The 21788-nt window shown below is 60.9% G+C and carries 26 protein-coding genes and 1 tRNA gene; 19 read left to right on the plus strand and 8 right to left on the minus strand.

Going from position 1 to position 21788, the window contains the following annotated elements; genetic code table 11:
- Positions 1-3: 3 nt before the first annotated feature.
- Positions 4-324, minus strand: coding sequence for an Arc family DNA-binding protein (locus tag CO676_RS29785; RefSeq protein WP_097523730.1), 321 nt, complete (start codon positions 322-324; stop codon positions 4-6).
- 105 nt (positions 325-429) lie between these two features.
- On the opposite strand from CO676_RS29785, the gene CO676_RS29790 reads away from it, so the two are divergent.
- The 3 genes from CO676_RS29790 (at position 430) to CO676_RS29805 (ending at position 1587) form a co-directional block, all read left to right on the plus strand.
- A complete protein-coding gene (locus CO676_RS29790) occupies positions 430-618 on the plus strand; it encodes a hypothetical protein (RefSeq protein WP_097523731.1) in 189 nt (62 codons plus the stop codon).
- Positions 615-884 carry a hypothetical protein gene (locus tag CO676_RS29795; RefSeq protein ID WP_097523732.1) on the plus strand — a complete coding sequence of 90 codons (270 nt, stop codon included), beginning with the start codon at positions 615-617 and terminating at the stop codon, positions 882-884. Before CO676_RS29790 ends, CO676_RS29795 begins: the two co-directional genes overlap by 4 nt.
- A 193-nt stretch (positions 885-1077) precedes the next feature.
- Positions 1078-1587 carry a hypothetical protein gene (locus CO676_RS29805; RefSeq protein ID WP_097523734.1) on the plus strand — a complete coding sequence of 170 codons (510 nt, stop codon included), beginning with the start codon at positions 1078-1080 and terminating at the stop codon, positions 1585-1587.
- A 1302-nt stretch (positions 1588-2889) separates the two neighbouring features.
- Here the strand turns inward: CO676_RS29805 and CO676_RS29825 are convergent.
- Both CO676_RS29825 and CO676_RS29830 read right to left on the minus strand, forming a co-directional pair.
- Positions 2890-3093 (minus strand): hypothetical protein, encoded by a 204-nt coding sequence (locus CO676_RS29825; RefSeq protein WP_097523738.1) that lies wholly within the window; start codon positions 3091-3093, stop codon positions 2890-2892.
- A gap of 7 nt (positions 3094-3100) precedes the next feature.
- Complete coding sequence (locus CO676_RS29830) at positions 3101-3661, minus strand: hypothetical protein (RefSeq protein WP_144340221.1); 561 nt, start codon at positions 3659-3661, stop codon at positions 3101-3103.
- A gap of 100 nt (positions 3662-3761) precedes the next feature.
- Here CO676_RS29830 and CO676_RS29835 point away from each other — a divergent pair, with 100 nt between their 5' ends.
- The 9 genes from CO676_RS29835 (at position 3762) to CO676_RS29875 (ending at position 11634) form a co-directional block, all read left to right on the plus strand.
- Entirely contained in the window at positions 3762-4418 is a 657-nt protein-coding gene (locus tag CO676_RS29835; RefSeq protein WP_097523740.1) for a recombinase family protein, read from the plus strand.
- A gap of 189 nt (positions 4419-4607) precedes the next feature.
- Positions 4608-4886: a hypothetical protein gene (locus CO676_RS29840; protein WP_197560541.1), complete on the plus strand. Its 279-nt coding sequence runs from the start codon at positions 4608-4610 to the stop codon at positions 4884-4886.
- Positions 4883-6280, plus strand: coding sequence for a hypothetical protein (locus CO676_RS29845; protein WP_097523741.1), 1398 nt, complete (start codon positions 4883-4885; stop codon positions 6278-6280). The genes CO676_RS29840 and CO676_RS29845 overlap by 4 nt, the downstream gene beginning before the upstream one ends.
- A 13-nt stretch (positions 6281-6293) precedes the next feature.
- On the plus strand, positions 6294-7184 hold the full coding sequence (locus tag CO676_RS29850; protein ID WP_097523742.1) for a hypothetical protein: 891 nt from the start codon (positions 6294-6296) through the stop codon (positions 7182-7184).
- Positions 7185-7201: 17 nt separating this feature from the next.
- On the plus strand, positions 7202-7474 hold the full coding sequence (locus tag CO676_RS29855; RefSeq protein WP_097523743.1) for a hypothetical protein: 273 nt from the start codon (positions 7202-7204) through the stop codon (positions 7472-7474).
- Positions 7475-7547: 73 nt separating this feature from the next.
- Positions 7548-7865, plus strand: coding sequence for a hypothetical protein (locus CO676_RS29860; protein ID WP_244427943.1), 318 nt, complete (start codon positions 7548-7550; stop codon positions 7863-7865).
- A gap of 4 nt (positions 7866-7869) precedes the next feature.
- Positions 7870-8259, plus strand: coding sequence for an HK97 gp10 family phage protein (locus tag CO676_RS29865; RefSeq protein ID WP_042778962.1), 390 nt, complete (start codon positions 7870-7872; stop codon positions 8257-8259).
- 7 nt (positions 8260-8266) lie between these two features.
- Positions 8267-10999 carry a phage tail length tape measure family protein gene (locus CO676_RS29870; RefSeq protein WP_097523744.1) on the plus strand — a complete coding sequence of 911 codons (2733 nt, stop codon included), beginning with the start codon at positions 8267-8269 and terminating at the stop codon, positions 10997-10999.
- 2 nt (positions 11000-11001) lie between these two features.
- On the plus strand, positions 11002-11634 hold the full coding sequence (locus CO676_RS29875; RefSeq protein WP_097523745.1) for a DUF3102 domain-containing protein: 633 nt from the start codon (positions 11002-11004) through the stop codon (positions 11632-11634).
- On the opposite strand, the gene CO676_RS29880 is transcribed toward CO676_RS29875, so the two are convergent.
- The 4 genes from CO676_RS29880 to CO676_RS29895 all read right to left on the minus strand — a co-directional run bounded on the left by CO676_RS29880 (position 11631) and on the right by CO676_RS29895 (position 13585).
- A complete protein-coding gene (locus tag CO676_RS29880; RefSeq protein ID WP_097523746.1) occupies positions 11631-12104 on the minus strand; it encodes a hypothetical protein in 474 nt (157 codons plus the stop codon). The genes CO676_RS29875 and CO676_RS29880 overlap by 4 nt on opposite strands.
- Before the next feature lie 349 nt (positions 12105-12453).
- Complete coding sequence (locus CO676_RS29885) at positions 12454-12654, minus strand: hypothetical protein (protein ID WP_097523747.1); 201 nt, start codon at positions 12652-12654, stop codon at positions 12454-12456.
- 254 nt (positions 12655-12908) lie between these two features.
- Positions 12909-13355 (minus strand): hypothetical protein, encoded by a 447-nt coding sequence (locus CO676_RS29890; protein ID WP_097523748.1) that lies wholly within the window; start codon positions 13353-13355, stop codon positions 12909-12911.
- Positions 13352-13585: a helix-turn-helix transcriptional regulator gene (locus CO676_RS29895; RefSeq protein ID WP_097523749.1), complete on the minus strand. Its 234-nt coding sequence runs from the start codon at positions 13583-13585 to the stop codon at positions 13352-13354. The genes CO676_RS29890 and CO676_RS29895 overlap by 4 nt, the downstream gene beginning before the upstream one ends.
- A gap of 194 nt (positions 13586-13779) precedes the next feature.
- On the opposite strand from CO676_RS29895, the gene CO676_RS29900 reads away from it, so the two are divergent.
- Genes CO676_RS29900 through CO676_RS29910 form a run of 3 tightly spaced genes read left to right on the plus strand, consistent with a single transcriptional unit; the run spans position 13780 to position 14674 of the window.
- On the plus strand, positions 13780-14028 hold the full coding sequence (locus CO676_RS29900) for a hypothetical protein (RefSeq protein ID WP_097523750.1): 249 nt from the start codon (positions 13780-13782) through the stop codon (positions 14026-14028).
- Positions 14025-14396: a hypothetical protein gene (locus tag CO676_RS29905; RefSeq protein ID WP_042778231.1), complete on the plus strand. Its 372-nt coding sequence runs from the start codon at positions 14025-14027 to the stop codon at positions 14394-14396. Before CO676_RS29900 ends, CO676_RS29905 begins: the two co-directional genes overlap by 4 nt.
- Entirely contained in the window at positions 14393-14674 is a 282-nt protein-coding gene (locus CO676_RS29910; RefSeq protein WP_097523751.1) for a hypothetical protein, read from the plus strand. Before CO676_RS29905 ends, CO676_RS29910 begins: the two co-directional genes overlap by 4 nt.
- 209 nt (positions 14675-14883) lie before the next feature.
- Here CO676_RS29910 and CO676_RS29915 read toward each other — a convergent pair.
- Positions 14884-14960, minus strand: a tRNA-Arg gene (locus tag CO676_RS29915).
- A 228-nt stretch (positions 14961-15188) separates the two neighbouring features.
- On the opposite strand from CO676_RS29915, the gene CO676_RS29920 reads away from it, so the two are divergent.
- The 4 genes from CO676_RS29920 (at position 15189) to metH (ending at position 21788) form a co-directional block, all read left to right on the plus strand.
- On the plus strand, positions 15189-16085 hold the full coding sequence (locus tag CO676_RS29920; protein ID WP_097523752.1) for an ROK family protein: 897 nt from the start codon (positions 15189-15191) through the stop codon (positions 16083-16085).
- Positions 16086-16180: 95 nt separating this feature from the next.
- Complete coding sequence (locus CO676_RS29925; RefSeq protein WP_097523753.1) at positions 16181-16675, plus strand: heme-degrading domain-containing protein; 495 nt, start codon at positions 16181-16183, stop codon at positions 16673-16675.
- Complete coding sequence (pmi, locus tag CO676_RS29930; RefSeq protein ID WP_210202649.1) at positions 16675-17844, plus strand: mannose-6-phosphate isomerase Pmi; 1170 nt, start codon at positions 16675-16677, stop codon at positions 17842-17844. The genes CO676_RS29925 and pmi overlap by 1 nt, the downstream gene beginning before the upstream one ends.
- Positions 17845-18017: 173 nt before the next feature.
- Positions 18018-21788, plus strand: a complete 3771-nt coding sequence (metH, locus tag CO676_RS29935; protein ID WP_097523754.1) for a methionine synthase — start codon at positions 18018-18020, stop codon at positions 21786-21788.

Here is a 21788-nt window from a genome sequence, read left to right on the forward strand (position 1 = left end):
GGATCACTTCTCCGGCTTCTTCACGAATTCGTCGCGGTTGTCGAGAAATCGCTCAATCTCCTTCACCTCCACGCGCCCTTTCTCAATTTCAGCTATCCGCGCAGCACGGATCCGCTCCAGTTTCTTCGCGAGGTCATCGATCTCGTCAAGGAAATGTAGCTCCTGCTCGAAAGGGTTGGGGTAAGCCTCCTCTAATGTCGCGATGATCTCAGCATTCATGCTTCGGCCGTTACGGTCGGCAGCGGCCTTTATCCGGTCGCGCATGCCATCAGGAAGGCGGAGGACGTATTTGTCTTGGGGCTGTATCACGGGCTTTTTGGTCATGATGGCTACTAGCCACGTTTTTTAAGTTGACACAATGCTGGCTGTTAGCCATGGTCAATTATGGCTACTAGCCATCACTAAATGTCAACCCATGAAAGGGACGAAATGGCAGAGAAAGCTGAAAGCCTAGATCTCATCTGGGAAGTCACCGAAATTGCAAGGCTGATCGGCCGCACCGAGCGGCAGACATTCCACATGCTCCAATCCGGTCAGCTGCCAGCAAAGAAGGTCGGCGGCCGGTGGGTTGCTGAACGCGGGACGCTCATCCGCTTCTTCATGGAGACCGCCGCATGACGGCGCCTTCCCGAACCGAACTCGCCTCAACTTGGCCGCCGACTGCCGCGGTCGCGAAGGCTGCCGGTCACAAGCAGATGTCGCCGATGAAGGCGATCCGCGAGAAGTGTCTCGATTGCTGCTGCAACCAGCCGAGTGAAATCCGCGCCTGTGAGACTGTCAAATGCCCGTTGTGGCCCTTCCGCAGTGGGACGCACCCTTACACGTCAGCAAGGATGAAAAACCCGCTCCAGGAAACGGATTTCACGGAAAGCGAGGCTGCATGACTGCGTCGTTGACCCCTCCCGAGCACGAGCACAACGCCCTGGTCGAAACAGCCGCAATGTGGCTGGCAGACCAAAACCCGCGCCCTAAGCCGATCATCCCTGCATTGCGGCAGCGCTTCAATCTGAGCGCCCTCGAGGCGACAGAAGCCGCGGCGATGTCCGAGCGGTTCCGGATGATCCGGAGGGCTATGGCTTGAACCTTCATCTGGAGACCGCCACAGCAACGGCCGCGGAATTCGAGTTCCCCGGAAAGCGGCGGAAGTTCGAACCCGTCGAAGCCCTTCCGTATATCTGGCCCACAAAGGCGAACGTGGCTAACGACTACATCGCTGACTGGCTCGCGAGTACTTCTGAGGAACTGGGAAAGAGGCGGCTGTCCAAGCTCACTTTGGAGTGCATCGCTTCGCATGTATCGAGGCGCGACGGGTCATGTTGCCTGACAGACAGGGCGCTGGCGGCTCGATCCGGCAGGTCGCTCGCATCGACGAAGCGAGATATCGATCGACTGAAGAAACTCGGTCGCGTGATTGCCGAGTATGAGGGCGGCAGCGGATTTCGAAAGCGTGTCCGTAAACTGAAAATTGCCGTTCCGGCGCAACAGAAGAAGTCTCCACGTATCCCCCTCTCTGACATGACCGAAGTCGTCTCCACGTATCCCCCATACGTGGAGACTCTTGATAAGGGAGAATGCCGCGATGACTGAGCAGCAACTTTCCCTCCTCGACTGGAGGCCCCCGGCCGATCTTCTGCCGTTCCCGGTTCATAGGTCTCATGGGGCTACAGCGGTTGTAGCGAGGGCCATTTTCGCTCTGGATAAGCCGAAACGCACCGGACGGCTGAACAGTCTTCGCACTCAGACGCGGAAACGCATGGAGCCCCTTTTCGGAGAGGCCCGGGCAGAGAAGATCGCTGATGACCTCATTCGCGTGATCCGTGCTCAGATCGCGCACAGGGAGGCTGCCCCCCTTCCTCCAAAGCAAATCAAAGCCGGGGCGGTGATTGTTTCTCTCACGTTGCCGCGTTCATCGGCGAACCAGCATGGTTACGGCGGCGGCGAAGCCGGCGCACCGGTTCCAAGGGCCGTGCCCTTGGGCGGGTATGGGCTGCAAGCCCATGAAGAAAGATCCGAGTATGACGCCGCGCGCGCGTGCGATGGAGATGCCGCATGACGGCCGCCCTCGTTACCTCATGGGGTAACCACGCTGATCTGCCGGCTTATCTCGACTTCCTTGAGTGGGGACTGGGACACGCGCCGACCATCCGGGCATATCGCCTAGCCACGGGCGATGAATGGGCTCCATCCCCGTCCGGAGACGGCAGGGAAGCGTTTCTGCAGCGCTTCAGCGATTGGGTGGAGGCGAACCTTTACGGGAAGCCGGACGACTTTGTGCTTGGGGACAACTCGACAAACCTGGGGAGCGCACACTCGGGTGAGTTGGTGAGCTGTTCGGAAGCTGAGTAAAGTCTCGCCATGTCGATTCGATACTCAGTTGCGCCTGGTACCTTACTGCTGTGTGATTACGCCCTTGGCGGGTTTGTCGAGCCTGAAATGGTGAAGCGCCGGCCGGCATTAGTCGTTTCCCCGCGCCTCCCCCACCGTGATGGGCTTCACGCAGTTGTGCCGCTTTCAACCTCACCTCCGGAGCGCTCACTGGCGTACGTGGTGGAGTTTACGCTAGATCCGCCGCTACCGGCACCATTCGATTCACCGGTGATGTGGGCGAAATGCGACATGATCGCTACGGTGTGTTTCGGTCGGCTTGATCTCTTCCGCACCGGTCGTGATCACAATGGAAAGCGCAAATACATGAACCGGCGTGTCGACCGGGAAACGTTCGAGAGAATTCTAATCGGTGTGCGCGCTGGGCTCGGATTTTAACTTGACGTTAATGCCAGAATACCCATATTCGAGTTGATCGCTGGCGGCGAGAGCCGTTCAGCCTCAAGACCTCACCAGAGGCAGACCCCGCCAAGGCGATAACAAGCGTGGCGGGGTTTCTTGTATCTACCACCAGCCGAAACTGGCCCCGAACGGGTGAATGCCGGAGAGCACCGCGCCAGCAGTGGCGAGCGTGGCTAGGACGATCTGGTAGGTCTCCAGCCGTAGGCGTTTCTCGAGAATGACGGCCTCGCCCTTCCAGTAAAGGCGGCCGTGCTCGTCCAGTTTGAAATGGTCGAGCTCGTCGATGCTTATTGTTCGTAAACCCATCTTTGTCTCACTTCGCGAAGGTCGCCGTAGTTACCTTCGCAACCCACTTTAGCCCGGGGTAGTTCACCTGCTTCCCATAGCGTACGGGATAGCCCCAGCAGGCCGCGTAGACGTCTCGGGGTCGCATTATTCGATCGGACGAGAGCAGATAGTCGGACACCACCACGTCGCTGTAGCCTGGTCGGAATCCCTCTAAGCTAAAGCTCACTCGCATAAGGGTCTCAGCCGTGGTGTTGGTGAACTGAATTTTCAGCGGGAACCGAGGATCACTGCATGCCGGATCAGTTCCGACCTCGGTGATGATCTGGGCCTTCTTACGCGCGTAGGCCTGCTGATCCAGGTAGTAATATAGCGCGACTCCCCCACCGGCGAGAACGATGAGCAAGATCAGCGAGCCCACCTGTTTGGGAAAGCCCAGAAGCAAGAACAAGAATATGCCGATACCAACTACCCAAGCCATCATTGCCTCTCGCGATGATTCCCCAGCAAACGCTGAAGCGAAATGCGAAAAAATGCAACCATGGCGGAGAAATGCTGGGAAACGAAAAGCCGCAATTCCGATCGCCATTCCTCCAGCATCCTTTACAGATCAAAGGCTTAACAGTCTCAACGTCCATTGACATTTGATATGGTCGTGAGAATATCCAGCAAGGCGGAGGGGAAAAGCCATGTTGAGATATTGCATCTACACCCGCGTCTCGACAGAGGACCAGGGCAAGTCAGGACTGGGGCTCGAGGCACAAGAGCGGGATATCGGGATATTCCTCGATCGGTTTAGCGCCGTCCCTTACGAGATCATCGGCCGGTTTCAGGACGTCGACAGCGGCGCCAACAACGGCCGGCCCGAACTGAACAAGGCTCTTGCCCTGGTGCGCAAGACAGGTGCCGAGCTACTGATTGCAAAGCTAGATCGGTTAAGCCGCAAGGTCTCTTTTATTGCCACCCTCATGGACGATCCGAAGGTTAAGCTTCGCGTTGCCCAGATGCCCCAGGCCGACAAGTTCCAACTGCACATCTACGCAGCCCTGGCAGAGCAGGAGCGCACCTTCATCAGCGAAAGGACCAAGGCAGCCCTCAAAGTGGCGAAGGAACGCGGTGTGAAGCTCGGGGGCATGCGGGATGCCACCATGAAGCGGAACGTCGCCATCCAGGCCAAGGCAGACGCTGAGGCAGCCAAGGTCATGAAGCTGATTGCCCCGATGAGGGAAGCCGGCGCCTCCCTATCGCAGATTGCCCGGACCCTGGACGAGATGGGGATAGCCACATCCCGCGGGGGCAAGTGGACGGCCATGCAGGTGAGCCGAGTGGCTCGCAGGACCGTCTAGGATATCCCGCAGGCATTTGAATATACCCAAGATATGGGGTAGATATAGGTGACATCGCACAACATGCGGTGGTGGCCGTCGAGATGACGCCCATGGCCCTTAGAAGGATCTACTATGCGCCAACTAGGCCCCCATTCGAGGCCGAACGTGCTGGCGAAGCTGGACGGACGCAGGCGGGAAGCACGCCTCATGCAAAGCGTCCGGGATGAGCTCACCCAGCATGTCGGCGGTAAGCCAACAGCACCCCAGCGGGCATTGATCGAGCGCGCGGCATGGCTGAGCCTGCATTGCGCCTTGATGGATGCCAAGCTCCTGGAGGGTGAAGGCCCTCTCTCCGAACGCGATAGCCGGGAATATCTGGCCTGGTCGAATAGCCTGACCCGCTGCCTGCGTTCGCTCGGCATGGGTGAAGCGCCGGCCAAGCCCCGCGAGTCCCTCGCTGACCTTCTGGCGGGGCAGGCTGCATGAACATCCTCGAGGCCTGCCAGCATCCGAAGATCTTTGCTCCGTGGTTCCGGAAGCCGGAGACCTATCGGGCGTGGCATGCCTTCCTTGCAGCCATGTTTGGGCTGCCGATGACAGATGAGCAGCTAGAGCTCTACCAACACCATACCGGCCGCAAAGAGGCCCCCACGGCGGCTCAGAGAGAGGCCTGGATGGTGATCGGGCGCCGCGGGGGCAAGTCCTTCCACATGGCGTTGATTGCGGTCTACCTGGCCTGCTTTTTCGACTATCGCCAATACCTGGCACCGGGCGAGCGTGCAACGGTCCTTGTGATCGCCACCGATCGCCGGCAAGCGCGTGTCATCCTTCGCTATGTCCGGGCCATGCTCGACAACATCGACGTGCTCAAGGCGATGGTTCAGCGCGACACGGCCGATTCCTACGACCTCGACAACAGCACGACCATTGAAGTCGGCACTGCTTCCTTCCGATCGACGCGCGGCTACACCTACGCCGCCGTTCTATGCGACGAGCTCGCCTTCTGGAGGACGGATGACGCGGCAGAACCGGATTATGCGATCCTGGATGCGATTAGGCCCGGAATGGCCTCCATCCCTAGCAGCATGCTCCTGTGTGCCTCATCGCCTCATGCGCGCCGCGGGGCTCTCTGGGATGCCTTCAGGCGGTATTGGGCCAAGGACGACGCTCCGCTGGTCTGGAAGGCCACCACCAGGGAAATGAACCCTACGATTTCGCAAGATGTCGTCGACCGGGCGCTCGAGCGTGACCATGCATCGGCAATGGCTGAATTCGGAGCCGAGTTCCGCGCCGATATCGAGCAGTTTGTGAATATCGAAGTGGTGGAGGCCTGCGTTACCCCTGGTGTTCGCGAGCGGCCGCCGATCTCAAGCATTCGCTATCGCGCATTTGTGGACCCGAGCGGTGGCAGCAACGACAGCATGACTTTGGCGATCGGCCACACCGAAGGCGAGCGCGTTATTCTCGACTGCACGCGGGAGCGCAAGCCGCCCTTCAGCCCCGAGGCTGTCGTGGCAGAGTTCGCCGACACGTTGGCGTCGTATAGGGTCCGGGAGGTCGAAGGCGACCGTTACGCCGGCGAATGGCCCAGAGAGCAGTTCCGCAAAAAGGGCATTGCTTACAAGCTTTGCGAAAAGCCGCGGTCGGATCTCTATCGCGACCTCTTACCGCTGCTCAACAGCGGGACGGCTGATCTTCTCGATTCCGATCGTCTGGTCAATCAGATCGTTGGGCTCGAGCGTCGTGTGAGCCGCGGCGGAAAGGAATCCATAGATCACGCGCCAGGCGGTCATGACGACCTGGCGAACGCGGTGGCCGGCGTTCTCAACGCATCGGTCAAGCCGCGCAATGTCGTCATCAGCGAACCGCTTAGGATTTGAAAGGATCTCATCGATGATCAACGAAGCTTCGAAATTCCCGGGCAAGGAACGATCAGACAAAGGTAAGTGGGTCGGGCCTTGGATGCCGCGCTGGCGTGACCCAGGCGACAAAGGGCCGTTCACGACCCTGCGACAGCTTTATAGCGACGTTCAGGACGCAGCTGAAGGGCTGAAGGCGAAGCGCGACGCGCTGAAACAGTCGGGCAAGTACACGGACGCCGGCATTGCCGACAAGCTGAAGGAAGTGGCACGCGCCGAAACTATCCCCGGTATCCGCACGGCCGCAGCCGAACAGGTGCGTAAATATCGTCTCGAGATCGAATCCCGCCGTGCGGCAATGAAGCCGTTCGACCACGATCCCAAAGACATCGTCAGCGAAATGCGGCGCCAGGAGGTGCGGGCATGGCTTCGGACCATGAAACCGGACGAGCGCACCAATGCCGTGAGACGTGCCAGTGACCCGTTCATCGTGGAAGCTGCCATCTCGGTTCCGGCGGAACTGAGCGGCTTGCTGCCGTCGACCCGCGACGACCTTGCGCAGAAGCTCATCGAGCAACGGTACGGTGGCGAGCTCGAGGCCCTGAACGAACTGGACCAGGCCGTTCAGACGGTGGAACGGGCGGTTGACGGCGCCCGCGATGACGTCCGCGAGGCTCTTGGCATGCGCGAGCACGACTTCACCGCTGAATTCCGGGACGTCGAGGACGAGATCGACCGCCTTGCAGCGCTTCGCGCCTCCAAGCCTCAGCCTAAGATCGACTTCGATTCCGTCATGTCGACCGTGAAGGCCTTGAACGTGAATGAGCAGGAAGAACTCGTGAATGCAATTAAACTCGAACAAAGACGCGCCGATGACCGCGCGTTTCGTGACGAGATCGCCAGACTGAGCGGCGAGGCCGCCTAACCGGGAAAGGACAGACTATGGACACGAACAGCATCGAACTTACCGACCTCGCAAGAGGGCTCCTGCGGGCCGCTCTGGAGGACATTGCCAACACCACTTTGCCGCCGGCGGAGATCGCGAACCGGATCGACGGTCATTTCGATCGCTTCCTCGCGAAGGTGGCGAACATCGAGCGAGCCGGCCAGAGCGGCGCCGGCGAACGCGAAGCCTTTGAAACGGCTCGTGCTTTCGCCCGCGAAGTTCTGCGGATTTCGCGCACCGAATCCAACGTTTCGGCCAAGGCGGCCTGACGAGATGCGCCCCCCGCCGTTCCACGGTTTTCCGGCCATAGATCGTGGCGTCACAGCGGCGGGGGGCGCACCCTTGCCTGAAGGTCATAGCGCGCTCGCAGAGCAGGCAGGCGCAGCATTCGTCGAGAGCATCGACGCTTTTGGTTGCGCTGCGACTGACGAGCTCTTGCGTTCAGACGTCGACCGCAAGGCGGCCAGGGCCAACGTGGTTACGCTCCATCGACAGCGTAGAGCGGAGATCAAGCGGATTGCCGAGGCATTCGGTCGGCGTTGCGTGACGGAAGACGACCGCAATTTGCTGCGGTTCGCCCTGGAGCTCTCCCTGACGAATCTGGACGGGCTCTACAAGCAATTCCGCCGTGGCGTGAACATCTTGCATGAAAAGGGGTGAGAGGATGGCCAACGCGTTTAACTTTGCGCTCGATCTTCGGAAATTCGCCGACTCCATCCCTGAGGAGATGGTGAAGCCGGTTGTTCAGAAGCTCGCAATGCATGCGTTGCGCGGGGTCGTGACGAAATCCCCTGTCGACACTGGCCGCTTCCGTGGCAATTGGAATGTGGCAGTCAATCGGATCGATTATTCCGTAACCGGTGAAACGGACAAATCCGGGGGAAGCGTCATTGCCAAGGGCGCCGCGGTAATCGCATCGGCCGAACCGGACCAGGCGATCTGCATCTCCAACAACGTCAGTTATGCGGTCGCGCTCGAAAATGGGCACTCCAACCAAGCACCGGCCGGCGTCGTCGCTCTGACGTTCGCTGAACTCGAATCCATCATCCTGTGAGGGCGACATGACCACGACTAAGACACTCAGCCTCGTCATTGACCCCTCCGGAGCGCAGACCGGCGGTCGCGTCGTTACACGAACGATTGAGGATGTGGCCACTTCAGCCGCGAAGGCCGAACGGGCGATCGACAGCTTTTCATCGAAGGGTACGAAGGCGATCCGCGACGTCGGCGAGGCAACGAGGGAGAGCGCGCGCCACGTCAAAGACTTCTCCATGACGACTGAGCAAGCGCTTACGACAGTCAGCAGGAACGCGAGCCTCGCCACTTCGCAGAGCCGGATGCTTGCCTTCCAACTGAACGATGTATTCCAGTCGATGGCGCTGGGAATGCCCGTTCAGCAGGTGCTTTTGCAGCAGGGCCCGCAGCTTGCCCAGATTTACGGTGCAGGAGAGGGTGGAATCGGCAGGGCGTTCAAAGAGACTGCGGCAATGGCAACGTCCCTCGTCGCCCGTCTGTGGCCTGTCGCAGCCGCCGCAGCGGGAGTCTACGGCGCCTATAAGCTTGTGACGTCCTATTCCGCTGAAGCTCGCCTCCAGGTCGACGATCTAACCCGTAGCATGGCCGCTCAGGCGCAGTCCGCAGGCGCCCTGAAGGGGTCGATTGCCGATTTCGTGGTTCTCAGGGAGGGCCTGGTCGAAGCAATGGGCGTCAAGGGCGCGTTGGGCGAACTGATCACCCTGCAAGGCAACTACAGCGCAGCGATCGGCGAGAGTGCCGGAATACAGACCCGCACGTCATCTTCAATCGTCTCCGACCTTCGCCGGGAGTATGAGGCGAAACGTTCGCTGCTCGAAATCGAGTCCCGCTTGCAGGACGCGAAGCTTGCCACGATGCGGGCTGATCTGGAGGTCAAGAAGGCGCAGCTTCGCGAGGAAATCGGCGGCCAGGTCTTCACGCGCGGCGATCTCGAGGCGCAGGGCTTCTCCGATCCGCGCATCGGCCGGTTCACACAACTCCCCGACTCCGTCACCGGCCTTGAAAAGCTGAACAGCACCATCGCGAACAGCCCCCTTGCGCTGGAGATCGCCAAGATGTCGGCTGAACTGGCGCTGAGTGAAAACCAGGCCAAAAAGCTCAAGGACACGCTGTCGCAGACCTTTGGCGGCGCTGCTGTATCGTCCGGACTGGATAGGCTTTCGACGCTCGGCACCAGCTTTACGTCGGCCGCTCAGGGCGCTTCCTCGCTGGCAACGTCGGTTAGCCAGGTAGCGACGTCCGCTCAGACCGCGAACACCGGTGTTGTGAACGTCACCGAGTCTCTTGCCCAGGCGCGCCGGCAGTCGTTGGCGTCGCTGGAGCAGACGAGCACTCAACTCCGTGGCATGAAAACCGAGCTGGCGGACATACAGGCAACCCTTGCCAACGCGGCCAAGACTCCGCTGTCGACGGTATTCGGCGACGGTGTGAAGGGTTCGGCGGCCACGGACGCGGTCTCTCGGGCTGCATCTTCAATTCAGAAGGTGTTTCAAGCACTTGAGGGCGGCCAAATCACTGCCGCGAAGGCTCATGAGAGCCTGGAGCTCATCCGCCAGAGCCTCTATCAGATCGGTGGAGATCCGCGCGTCATCGATGGCTTCATAAATGCCCTCATCAACGGGAATATGCGGGTTCGCGACCTCGAGGCATCTATCAAGTCGCTGTCGGCCTCGATCATGGGCATTCCGAACCGTGTCGTTCAGATCGGCATCCAGCAATATACCGTAGGGACCGCAGGCGGCGGCACCAAGGGCGTCAACGTCTACGGGGGCAATGCTGATTTCTCGTATCAGCAGTATCAGGTCGGTGGTGGCAAGACGGTGGGCGTCTCTGGCGGCAATGGCTACTATGGCCGCCAGACCGGCTATCTCGTCACGCAAGACGACATAGACACGATGAACAGCACGCTCGGCTACTCCATCAGCGGGGCGCGTGCGGCTGGCGGTCCCGTATCCGCCGGCGGCACCTATCTGGTCGGCGAGAACGGTCCGGAACTCTTGAAGATGTCCGGCGCCGGCAGTGTCGCCAACACCAACGCGACCGCATCCATCCTCTCCGGCGGCCGTGACGCGCTGTCGCTGATCGAGGACCATCTCTTCAACGTCGTGCAGGAGCTCCGCATCCACACGAACTATTGGGAGACGGCCGAGAGCAACGATCAGGAGATGATTGCCTGCCTGAAGGCGCTGAAGTCCGCCTCCGGTTCGGTCTCGTATTCGGGCGGATCGTCCTATTCCGGCTCGTCGTCTTCGCGGGGCAGCTACTCGGGCGGGTCGTCCGGCGGCGGCTCCAGCCATCTCGACCCGTATTCGGCCTATTACTTCAACGCGGCTCGCAACTTCGCGGGCACGGGCGGCGGCCGGTATGATCCCGTGGCCGATGCCATGCTGAACGGCAACACCGCGGCGCTGAATGGCGTCAGCGGCGGCCCGACCCAGGGGATTGCCCGGTTGCTCAGCGGTCATAACATGCCGTCGCTGCTCGATCGCCTCAAGCGTCAGGTCGGCTTCGCCAACAACGGCCAGATCATGGCCGGCGAGGACCAGAAGGTCGAATTCTTCAAGCGCAACAAGGAACGGGTGATCATCGTCGATGACAACCGTGTGTCGGATCAGCGCGGGGCGCCGCAGTCGAGCCGCTCCGAACGTCCGGTTCAAGTCACCATCAACCAGTACGGCGTCGACCAGCGCGATCAGCGGTCCCGCCAGGCACAGGCAGATGAAATCCGCCGCGTTGTTCAACAGGCAGTGAGGAGCTGACCATGTCCGAAGCGCTCGTCCGATCCATCTGCGCGGAGTTCGAGATTGAGATCGTCCCGGCGAATGTCTTTCCGATGCCCGGGCAGACGCGGGCAGTTGCAACCATGTGCAGGATCTTGCGTAACCATGGTGAAGGCCATTTCCGGCTCGTCATGACGACGTTGGCCGAAACTAAGGACAATCAAGGGCTTATTGATGAGCACAGCCTCGGAGCCGTCTCAGACCTTGTGAGGGCCTGCCCCGAGTGGGTGGAGAAGCGCACTTCCGAATGGTTGGAATGGTGGGACAAGCTGCCGCTCGGCTGGATCATGTATTCGGTCAGCCATCTCCGCGGCGTCAGTCAGCAGCGCCACGCCCTGGCTGGGGCGATCTATCACCGGCTATGGGTGATGGCACAGGAAAGCATGACCGGCAAAGGCGCGACCGACAAACTGAGAAAGCGTGTCGGTGAAGCCAACACTCTCGAGCGGCGTATCGAGCTCGGCCGGCGCCTAATCAAGATCAAGGCAGATCTGCCGCACGGTCATTTCGGGCCCTGGGTGCGGGATAAGTCCGGATTGTCTCCCGCGACGGTGCATAACTACATGCGCCTCGCCAGAGAGGCAGACCAGCAGCAAGATAGAGCGGCTGCCTAGTCCGCGGCAGAGGACGCTGCCTCCGCCATAATAGCGTCGGTGAGCCAATCCGTGTATGTCTGCCCGTCGATCTCTACAGTGACTTCATGGGCTCGCGACTCGTCTCCCCCTATGTCCACATATTCGCATTGAACGATTCCGCGAATTGGTGTGCCGTACGCATTCGGCGCGTCATAGCTGATGATAAGGGTAAACTGCGTGGGGCTTAGATCCCCGCTGTCAAATCGCCTCATCGTGCTTGAGTAGGTAGTGCTGTTGATCGACGCAAGGTGCTTTGAAAAAGCATTCCGATCCAACTTTTCTTCGGAGCGGTGGATCTCGATTCGCTCATATTCTGATGGGGACCGCAGCCGCTTTTTCAAACTGGCCTCGCATGCAGTCAGCATTTCGGAATCGAAGAAACTGCAGCCAGGCAGCGCCGACAATATCAGGAGTGCACTGGCCGTTTTGTTCGCGCGCCGTATCATCATCCTTACCCCCTACGCACTACAAGCGAAAGGCTCAGCGTCTCACAGCGTAGGTTGCAGTCAAGAATTAGGGGAGTCGCCCGATCGGGCTACTGAAACGTGGAGCCTTTTTTCGTCGTCTATGGCTCGATCGATCGCAGGAACCTTTTGCCTGCCAATGAGTTAACTCAGATCGCTCCACGCATATATGCCCTATGCGGAATCCCCAAACAGGAGCGAAGAGTCCTAGAGACGACTCGGCGCCCGTCCAAACAGCGGGCGCTTTGCTTTTGGATCGGTCCTAAAGGCAACAAAAAAGCCGTTCAGCCTCGAACTTTCGGCCGCACAAATGGGCACGAGATCGCGTTGCAATTCATGAGAAACATCCGGCCGGGGTCATCGCCTCGACGGCGGCGATCTGCCGATCCGACAGCGGCCTGCCGTTCAGCCAGACCACGCTCAGAAGGACCAGGTAATAATACGGGTCCGTCGTGTCGCCGATGCGCTTGATCGGGCGATCCGGATAGAGCTCGTTGTAGCGCCGACGAGCGGCCTCGAGGACTGTGTCAGCCATTCCACCTATGTGGGGCTACCGGTGGCAACAAAAAAGGCCGGGCTTAACCCGACCTTCCTGCAGCCATTGCCAGTACATCCGTGGTCAATGACGAAGTGAGATCTGTGTAACCGCCGATCATGTCGATTGCGTGACGCATCTCCCTACAGCGGGAAAACGATCGGCCAGGTGCTCGCCTATGCCTGGATACCCGCACCATGCCGGACGGCGGAAATCCGCCTCCTACACGGGAATTTTGAGGAAGGGACCTTCATTCAGAGAACAGTGGTCGCCCGGATTGCCGCGATGATGAAGAGTATCAGCGAGGCCATGGCTACCAGAGGTGTGAACCAGAAAGTGAAATTGACGAGCACCTTTTTTAGAGCGGTCGGCGATGGATCTCGCCCCTCTCGAAGGTCCTTCATCGCGAAGGCATAAACGTTGGCGGCAACTGAGAAGTTGATCCAACCAAGCCCACCGGAAATGAGCGTGACGGCGACACCATAAATCAACAGTGGACCACAAGCTTGATAAAGGCGCGGCGCAGCGTCCTCGGCCTGTGAGATCGCGACCAGCGATCCGGCATGAACCGCCAACAATGAGGCTAAAAGCCACTTGCCATACGAGTACTGCCGTTCGGCGGTCGCGAAGTACATCTCCTTAGCCACCTGATAGCGCGTTTCCAGTGAGATCCGTTCGGGCGTGTCATGTTCCGCAGTCACTTGCTCAGCCTCACCCCAGGTCCGCCGCCGGCTGACGTCTCTCCTTCCGTGATAAAGACGACGCCAGAGTCTTCCATAGCCTTCCGCATCTTGTCGACGCTGCTCACGCGGGCATCCTGGCCAGACTCAAAGCGATTGACGGTGTTGGCCCCCACGCCCGACTTGCGCGCGAGTTCCTGAGTGCTCCAATTGAGGGCTGCACGCCCCATGCGACATTGATTTGGCTTCATGTGGTGTTTTTATCACCAAATATGGTTGACAGCAAATCGGTAATGATATTATCGTTAGTGGTGTAAATATCACCATTTGGAGCTCAACCGCTATGTTCGGAGCCCTTGTCGTCATCCTCTTTGCCTTCGCAGCCGCTTGGTTGCTGCGAGACATCTACCTGGTCTGATTAACCCGACAATCCGGAGTCCCTGAAATGCTTGATCGACCGATTCAGGCAGCCGCCGAAGGTCTGCCGAAAAACCGCATCTCTTCCACCGATCTGCTTGTCGTCGACGACCGCCTCGGCGCCATCGACTGCTTGAATGATGCCATGTTCCTGGCCGCCGGCTCGATCGAGGAGCCCCGCCATTGCAATGCCCTGCAGGCCCTGTCGATGCAGATCAACAAGGACATCGCTTCGTTGCGCGACCGCATCGAAGATCTGAGGGAGTTGCTGAAATGAACAATCTTGTCGCCCCGGTCATTCCTGCCGAACACATCTTGTCCGATAAATTCCGCGTTCATGCGGTCATGAGCGACGGGATGGAACCCGATCTTAAGGCGCGCCGGGACTATGTCCTGCTGGCGCCGATCTCGAGCTACGTCGGCGAGGGTATCTACGCGATCTTCGACGGCTTTGGAGTTCCTGATCTCTTCCGCGTCACGTCCGCGTTTGGCAAGGGCCTGCGTCTCTTCAGGGACAACAAGCGATATGAGGAATACGTGCTGACCCTTGAGAAATTCGAGGAGTGCGTCGTCGGCTTCGTGATCGCCGAAATCAAGGTCAAGGACGAGCGCTTTCTCCGGAAGGCTATGGAGGGTCAGCTATGACCGATCTTCCGACTGTCCAGGCCCTGATAGACGCCCACAGGGCCGCCATGGAGCGCTACGACGGCCTCCCGGACGGCGACGTCCCGGATGACATCGAAGCCGAGATGATGACGACCGCTGAGGCGCTGTGCGTCTATCGCCCCGCCACGATCGAGGGCGTCCACCTGAAGGCAGCTTACATGTCGGATTGCTTCGTCTTCGTAGGGGGCGAAGGTGGCGATCCCGACTTTACGCGCGCGCAACTGGTCAGCGGCTTCCTGCCGGCGCCGACTGCCTGAACCCAAAGAAAACAGCCGACCTAAGATCTCCCGCCCTTCCGAGAGGATAGGCGGGATTTTCATGTTGCATTCCATGTCGCACGGAGTCGCCGCAACGGGTTGGTAATCCTTGGAAATCAACGGAAATTGTTGCAACCGCATGCGACACGAAAAGGCGCCTATCGAAGCCTTTCAAAGACCGTAACCGATTGAAATCGTTGGGCTGTTGATGGTGATCCCGGCGCGATTCGAACGCGCGACCCCCAGATTAGGAATCTGGTGCTCTATCCTGCTGAGCTACGGGACCACTCGGTATAGACCCATACAAAAGCGAGGCCTTTTCGCCAAGTGTTTTTGCGTTCGAGGCCGGCGATTTGCCGCCGGAGACAGCGTTGCGCGTGGCGAGGGGCGATCGGCCGATGCGAAATCATGGGGCTAGCGTCACCGACGGGGTGAATGCTAAGCAGGAGCCGGCGGCGATCGGAGGAGATGCCGCCCTTCCCGAAGCGACATCCATCTGAGACCTGATCCGCACATGTTTATCGGAATCGATTGGGGCGGCACCAAAATGGAAGTCATCGCGCTCGACCGCGATGGCGAGACGCGTGCGCGGCACCGTGTTGCAACCCCGACCAGCGGCTATGACGCGTGCATTCGCGCCGTGGTCGATCTCGTCGCCGCCGCCGAACAGACGGCGGGTCAGCGCGGGTCGATCGGCATCGGCATTCCCGGCAGCCCCAATCCGCGCAGCGGCATCGTCCGCAACTCCAACGCCGTCCTCATCAACGGCAAGCCGCTCGGACGCGACCTCGAGGCGGCGCTCGGCCGAGAGGTGCGCCTTGCCAACGACGCCAATTGCCTGGCGGTCTCGGAAGCGGTCGACGGGGCCGGCAGGGATGCGCATGTCGTCTTCGGCATCATCGTCGGCACCGGCCATGGCGGCGGGCTGGCGATCGACAAGAAGGTGCATGCCGGCTACCAGGGCGTCGCCGCGGAGATTGGCCACTATCCGCTGCCGTGGATGCGGCAAGACGAATATCCCGGCCACAAATGCTGGTGCGGCAAGCTCGGCTGCCTCGACATGTATGCCTGCGGCACCGGGCTCGAGCTCGACTATCGTTTGACGACGGGCGTCGACCGCCGCGGCCGCGACATCATCGAGGCTAAACGTGCGGGCGATGCGGCCGCCACCGGCGTCTACAACCGCTTCGTCGACCGGCTCGCCCGCAGCCTCGCCTTGTTGACCAACATCGTCGATCCGGACGTCTTCGTGCTCGGCGGCGGCATGTCCAATGTCGACGAGTTTTACGGCGAATTGCCCGATTTGATTACCCGATATCTGTTCGGCGATAGTTTCGAGACGCCGATACGCAAGGCGGTGCACGGCGACAGCTCCGGCGTGCGCGGCGCCGCATGGCTCTGGAAGGACTAGGGTACACACCAGGCTTCGGCCGACAGAGACACGGGAATTTTCAACCCGTATTTCGCGTCCCACTCATCCGAACCGAATAGGACAGCGGAGGCATCATGAATATCGACAACGATCTGCGCCGGATCGCGCAACAGGAAAAAGAGTTGCAGTTCGACCGCTTCGATCTCGACGCGGCCTGGACGCTCGGTTCGACGCTCCGCCGCATGGCGGCAGAGCGCAAGCTAGCCGTGGTCATCGACATCACGCTGTTTTCCATGCAGGTCTTCTATGCGGCGCTCGACGGCGCGACGCCGGACAATCCGAACTGGGTGCGGCGCAAGCGGAACACGGTTTTCCGCCTGTTCAGAAGCAGCTACGCCACCGGTCTCAGTCTTCTCAAGCAGCAGACGACCCTGCAGGCGAAGCTCGGGCTGCCAGATGCCGAGTTCGCCGCGCATGGCGGCAGCTTCCCGATCGTCGTGAAGGGAACCGGCTGCATCGGTGCCGTCACCGTATCCGGACTGCCGCAGCGCGACGACCATACTCTCGTCGTCGAAGCACTGTCCGAACTTCTCGGTGCGGATCACGACGCGCTGAGACTCGAGAATTGATGGGCCGGCCGATGGAGATTTCATTGCAGGCGAGGGAGCTCGATCGTTGGCTCGCGGAAGCCGCCCTGCCGCTCTGGCGCGACAAGGGATTTGATGCGGCCGGCGGCGGTTTCGTCGAGACGATTGACATGGCCGGCGAACCGACGCGAGCCAATCGCCGCTCGCGCGTCCAGCCCCGGCAGGTCTATTGCTTCGCCGAGGCGGGGCGGCGCGGCTGGCGCGGCGACTGGCGCACCGTCGCCGAAGGCGGACTTGTCTATTTCGATCGCGTCTACCGGCAGCCGAGCGGCTTCTATGGTGCGCTTGCCAATGCGGACGGAGAAATCATCGATCCGTCCTTCGACCTTTACAACCAGGCCTTCGCGCTGCTTGCCTTCGCCTATCTGGCCGAGGTCCTTCCGGAGCGGAAGGCCGAGATGATCGCGCGCAGCGACGAGCTTCGGCACAAGCTGGAAGCCCATTGCAAGCATCCGGTCGCCGGCTTCGAGGAGGACAAGCCGCCGCGCCTGCCGCTTGGCTCCAACCCACACATGCACCTTTTCGAGGCCTGTCTCGCCAGCGAAACAGTCGAGGGATTCGACCGGGTCGCCTGGGCCAATCTCGCCGACGAGATCGCCCATCTGGCGATGGATTGCTTCATCGACGCCGAGACGGGCGTGCTGCGCGAATTCTTCGATCACGACTGGAGGCCATTTCCAGGTGAAAAGGGCCGCATCGTCGAGCCCGGTCATCAGTTCGAATGGGCATGGCTGCTCCTTCGCTGGGCCGAGCGGCGCGGCAAGGCGCAAGCCATCGTCAAGGCGCGGCGCCTTTTCGAAATCGGCGAAGCGCACGGCATCTGCCCGGAGCGCGATGTCGCGGTCATGACGCTCTTCGACGATCTGTCGGTCGCCGATTCGGTGGCCCGGCTCTGGCCACAGACCGAATGGCTGAAGGCGGCGATCCGCTTCGCCACGCTTTCGGAGGGCAGCGAGCGGCAACGCTATCTCGCTTCGGCTTCGCGCGCCGCGGCGGCGCTTCAGCGGTTCCTCGACACGCCGACCCGCGGTCTGTGGCGTGACAAGCAGAAGGCGGATGGAAGCTTCATCGACGAGCCTGCGCCGGCCAGCAGCTCCTATCACATTCTCTGCGCGATCTACGAACTCACGGATTGCCTGAAGCGGATGTGAGCTTGGGCTCCGTCGCTGCCAATGATGGCCCGTCGCGCTTGCGGCGGGCTTTTTTATTGCCGCTGTTCATTGTCTCTGGCCAAAATTGTGATCGGATCGTATGTTGACATAAAGATATCTTTATGTGACTTAATCGAGAAAATAATTGTCGTTTTCAGAACGGGAGATTTTCCATGTCCGCCGCGTCCCTCTTTGGAGATCTCTCCCCCAGGCCCGATGGCTCGGAAATTTTCCGCGCCCTGCGGCAGGCGGCCAGCGACCGCATCCTGATCATGGACGGAGCGATGGGCACCGAGATCCAGCAGCTCGGTTTCGCTGAAGGCCATTTCCGCGGCGAGCGCTTCGGTGGCTGCGCCTGCCATCAGCAGGGCAACAACGATCTCCTGACCCTGACGCAGCCGAAGGCGATCGAGGAGATCCACTACCGCTACGCGATCGCCGGCGCCGATATTCTCGAAACCAACACATTCTCCTCGACGCGGATCGCCCAGGCCGATTACGGCATGGAGGACGCGGTCTACGAGCTCAACCGCGACGGCGCGCGTCTGGCGCGGCGTGCGACGAAGCGCGCCGAAGCGGATGATGGCAGGCGGCGTTTCGTCGCCGGCGCGCTCGGGCCGACCAACCGCACCGCCTCGATCTCCCCCGACGTCAACAATCCCGGCTATCGTGCCGTCAGCTTCGACGATCTCAGGATTGCCTATGCCGAGCAGCTCCGCGGCCTGATCGACGGCGGCGCCGACATCATCCTGATCGAGACGATCTTCGACACGCTGAACGCCAAGGCAGCGATCTTCGCGACCCAGGAAGTTTTCGCCGAAAAGGGCATCCGCCTGCCGGTGATGATCTCCGGCACGATCACCGACCTTTCCGGCCGGACCCTCTCCGGCCAGACGCCGACCGCCTTCTGGTATTCGGTGCGCCATGCGGCGCCCTTCACCATCGGACTCAACTGCGCGCTCGGCGCCAATGCGATGCGCGCCCATATCGACGAGCTTTCGAGCGTCGCCGACACCCTCGTCTGCGCCTATCCGAATGCCGGCCTGCCGAACGAGTTCGGTCGCTACGATGAAAGCCCGGAGGCGATGGCGGCGCAGGTCGAGGCATTTGCCCGCGATGGCCTCGTCAACATCGTCGGCGGCTGCTGCGGCTCGACGCCGGCCCATATCCGCGCCCTCGCCGAGGCCGTCCAAAAATATCCGCCGCGCCAGATACCGGAGATCGAACGGCGCATGCGGCTCTCCGGCCTCGAACCCTTCACGCTCACCGACGAAATTCCCTTCGTCAATATCGGCGAACGCACCAATGTCACCGGCTCGGCGAAGTTCCGCAAGCTGATCACCGCCGGCGACTATGCCGCGGCCCTCGACGTGGCGCGCGACCAGGTGGCGAACGGTGCGCAGATCATCGACATCAACATGGACGAGGGGCTGATCGACTCGACCCGCGCCATGGTCGAGTTCCTGAACCTCGTCGCGTCCGAGCCGGACATCGCCCGGGTGCCGGTGATGATCGATTCTTCCAAATGGGACGTGATCGAGGCCGGCCTAAAATGCGTCCAGGGCAAGGCGCTGGTGAACTCGATTTCGCTGAAGGAAGGCGAGGAGGCGTTTCTGCATCACGCGCGGCTGGTGCGCGCCTACGGCGCGGCCGTCGTGGTCATGGCCTTCGACGAGAAGGGGCAGGCCGACAGCAAGGTGCGCAAGGTCGAGATCTGCCGGCGCGCCTATCGGCTGCTGACCGAAGAGCTCGGCTTCCCGCCGGAAGACATCATCTTCGATCCCAATATCTTCGCGGTCGCCACCGGCATCGAAGAGCACAACAATTACGGCGTCGATTTTATCGAGGCGGCGCATGAAATCATCGCAACGATGCCGCATGTCCATATCTCCGGCGGCGTGTCGAACCTTTCCTTCTCCTTCCGCGGCAACGAGCCGGTGCGCGAGGCGATGCACGCCGTTTTCCTCTACCATGCCATCCAGGCGGGCATGGACATGGGCATCGTCAATGCCGGCCAGTTGGCCGTCTACGACGCGATCAATCCGGAGCTGCGCGAGGCCTGCGAGGATGTGGTGCTCAACCGCCGTGAGGATGGGACCGAGCGCCTGCTGGAGATCGCCGAGCGTTACCGCGGCCAGGGCGGCTCGCAGAGCAAAGAGAAGGACCTAACCTGGCGCGAGTGGCCGGTCGCGAAGCGCCTCGAGCACGCGCTCGTCAACGGCATCACCGAGTTCATCGCGGCGGATACGGAAGAGGCGCGGCTTGCCGCCGAGCGCCCGCTGCACGTCATCGAAGGACCGCTGATGGCCGGCATGAACGTGGTCGGCGACCTCTTCGGCGCTGGCAAGATGTTCCTGCCGCAGGTGGTCAAGTCGGCGCGCGTGATGAAGCAGGCGGTGGCTGTGCTGCTGCCCCATATGGAGGCGGAAAAGCTTGCCAATGGCGGCGCGGGGACCCGCGAGAGTGCCGGCAAGATCCTGATGGCGACCGTGAAGGGCGACGTGCACGATATCGGCAAGAACATCGTCGGCGTCGTCCTCGCCTGCAACAATTACGAGATCATCGATCTCGGCGTCATGGTGCCTTCGGCGAAGATCCTCGACGTGGCGAAGCAAGAGAAGGTTGACGCCATCGGGCTTTCAGGGCTCATTACCCCTTCGCTCGACGAGATGGTGCATGTCGCCTCCGAACTGGAGCGGGAAGGTTTTGACATTCCGCTGCTGATCGGTGGAGCGACGACCAGCCGCGTGCATACGGCGGTCAAGATCAATCCGCGCTACAGCCTCGGCCAGACCGTCTATGTCACCGATGCCAGCCGTGCTGTCGGCGTCGTGTCGAGCCTGCTCTCGCCGGCGGCGAGGGACGGCTACAAGGCGATGGTCCGCGCCGAATATCTGAAGGTCGCCGATACGCATGCGCGGAACGAGGCCGAGAAGCGCCGCCTGCCGCTGTCGCAGGCCCGCGCCAATGCACAGAAACTCGACTGGGAAGCTTATCAGCCGAAGACGCCCTCGTTCCTCGGTACGCGTGTCTTCGAAAGCTGGGACCTGGCGGAGCTTGCCCGCTATATCGACTGGACGCCATTCTTCCAGACCTGGGAGCTGAAGGGCGTCTATCCGCGCATTCTCGACGATGAGCATCAGGGGTCGGCGGCACGGCAGCTCTTCGCCGATGCGCAGGTGATGCTCGAGAAGATCATTGCGGAGAAATGGTTCGCGCCGAAGGCGGTCGTCGGCTTCTGGCCGGCAGGCGCGGCCGGCGACGATATCCGCCTCTTCACCGACGAGCAACGCCAGCGAGAGCTTGCGACCTTCTTCACCCTCCGACAGCAACTGACGAAGCGCGACGGGCGTCCGAACGTGGCGCTGGCCGATTTCGTCGCTCCCGTCGACAGCGGCAGGCGGGACTATCTCGGCGGCTTCGTGGTGACCGCCGGGATCGAGGAAGTGGCGATCGCCGAGCGGTTCGAGCGCGCCAATGACGATTATTCCTCGATCATGGTCAAGGCGCTTGCCGACCGCTTCGCCGAGGCGTTTGCCGAGCGCATGCACGAACATGTCCGTAAGGAGCTCTGGGGCTACGGATCGGAAGAATCCTTCACGCCTCAGGAGCTGATCGCCGAGCCTTACGCGGGCATTCGTCCCGCGCCGGGCTATCCGGCACAACCGGACCATACCGAGAAGGAAATGCTCTTCCGGCTGCTCGACGCGGAGGCGGCGATCGGTGTCAGCCTGACGGAGAACTACGCGATGTGGCCGGGTTCCTCCATCTCCGGCCTCTATGTCGGCCATCCGGACGCCTACTATTTCGGCGTTGCCAAGATCGAGCGCGACCAGGTCGAGGATTATGCGACACGCAAGCGCAAGAGCGTTCGCGAGGTCGAGCGCTGGCTCTCGCCGATCCTCAACTATGTGCCGATGCCAGAAACGGAGGCGGCGGAATAG

The sequence above is a fragment of the Sinorhizobium sp. BJ1 genome, assembly GCF_002531555.1.
Lineage (GTDB): Bacteria > Pseudomonadota > Alphaproteobacteria > Rhizobiales > Rhizobiaceae > Sinorhizobium > Sinorhizobium fredii_B.

What these genes read in the sequence shown, in the direction of transcription:
- CO676_RS29910 (WP_097523751.1), top strand. Translation starts at nt 14,393, where the DNA reads ATGACCGATCTTCCGACTGTCCAGGCCCTGATAGACGCCCACAGGGCC.
- CO676_RS29870 (WP_097523744.1), top strand. Translation starts at nt 8,267, where the DNA reads ATGACCACGACTAAGACACTCAGCCTCGTCATTGACCCCTCCGGAGCG.
- CO676_RS29790 (WP_097523731.1), top strand. Translation starts at nt 430, where the DNA reads ATGGCAGAGAAAGCTGAAAGCCTAGATCTCATCTGGGAAGTCACCGAA.
- CO676_RS29920 (WP_097523752.1), top strand. Translation starts at nt 15,189, where the DNA reads ATGTTTATCGGAATCGATTGGGGCGGCACCAAAATGGAAGTCATCGCG.
- CO676_RS29835 (WP_097523740.1), top strand. Translation starts at nt 3,762, where the DNA reads ATGTTGAGATATTGCATCTACACCCGCGTCTCGACAGAGGACCAGGGC.
- metH (WP_097523754.1), top strand. Translation starts at nt 18,018, where the DNA reads ATGTCCGCCGCGTCCCTCTTTGGAGATCTCTCCCCCAGGCCCGATGGC.
- CO676_RS29840 (WP_197560541.1), top strand. Translation starts at nt 4,608, where the DNA reads ATGCAAAGCGTCCGGGATGAGCTCACCCAGCATGTCGGCGGTAAGCCA.
- CO676_RS29825 (WP_097523738.1), bottom strand. Translation starts at nt 3,093, where the DNA reads ATGGGTTTACGAACAATAAGCATCGACGAGCTCGACCATTTCAAACTG.
- CO676_RS29900 (WP_097523750.1), top strand. Translation starts at nt 13,780, where the DNA reads ATGCTTGATCGACCGATTCAGGCAGCCGCCGAAGGTCTGCCGAAAAAC.
- CO676_RS29865 (WP_042778962.1), top strand. Translation starts at nt 7,870, where the DNA reads ATGGCCAACGCGTTTAACTTTGCGCTCGATCTTCGGAAATTCGCCGAC.
- CO676_RS29895 (WP_097523749.1), bottom strand. Translation starts at nt 13,585, where the DNA reads ATGAAGCCAAATCAATGTCGCATGGGGCGTGCAGCCCTCAATTGGAGC.
- CO676_RS29925 (WP_097523753.1), top strand. Translation starts at nt 16,181, where the DNA reads ATGAATATCGACAACGATCTGCGCCGGATCGCGCAACAGGAAAAAGAG.
- CO676_RS29850 (WP_097523742.1), top strand. Translation starts at nt 6,294, where the DNA reads ATGATCAACGAAGCTTCGAAATTCCCGGGCAAGGAACGATCAGACAAA.
- CO676_RS29785 (WP_097523730.1), bottom strand. Translation starts at nt 324, where the DNA reads ATGACCAAAAAGCCCGTGATACAGCCCCAAGACAAATACGTCCTCCGC.
- CO676_RS29845 (WP_097523741.1), top strand. Translation starts at nt 4,883, where the DNA reads ATGAACATCCTCGAGGCCTGCCAGCATCCGAAGATCTTTGCTCCGTGG.
- CO676_RS29880 (WP_097523746.1), bottom strand. Translation starts at nt 12,104, where the DNA reads ATGATGATACGGCGCGCGAACAAAACGGCCAGTGCACTCCTGATATTG.
- CO676_RS29855 (WP_097523743.1), top strand. Translation starts at nt 7,202, where the DNA reads ATGGACACGAACAGCATCGAACTTACCGACCTCGCAAGAGGGCTCCTG.
- CO676_RS29830 (WP_144340221.1), bottom strand. Translation starts at nt 3,661, where the DNA reads ATGGCGATCGGAATTGCGGCTTTTCGTTTCCCAGCATTTCTCCGCCAT.
- CO676_RS29795 (WP_097523732.1), top strand. Translation starts at nt 615, where the DNA reads ATGACGGCGCCTTCCCGAACCGAACTCGCCTCAACTTGGCCGCCGACT.
- CO676_RS29905 (WP_042778231.1), top strand. Translation starts at nt 14,025, where the DNA reads ATGAACAATCTTGTCGCCCCGGTCATTCCTGCCGAACACATCTTGTCC.
- CO676_RS29885 (WP_097523747.1), bottom strand. Translation starts at nt 12,654, where the DNA reads ATGGCTGACACAGTCCTCGAGGCCGCTCGTCGGCGCTACAACGAGCTC.
- CO676_RS29875 (WP_097523745.1), top strand. Translation starts at nt 11,002, where the DNA reads ATGTCCGAAGCGCTCGTCCGATCCATCTGCGCGGAGTTCGAGATTGAG.
- pmi (WP_210202649.1), top strand. Translation starts at nt 16,675, where the DNA reads ATGGGCCGGCCGATGGAGATTTCATTGCAGGCGAGGGAGCTCGATCGT.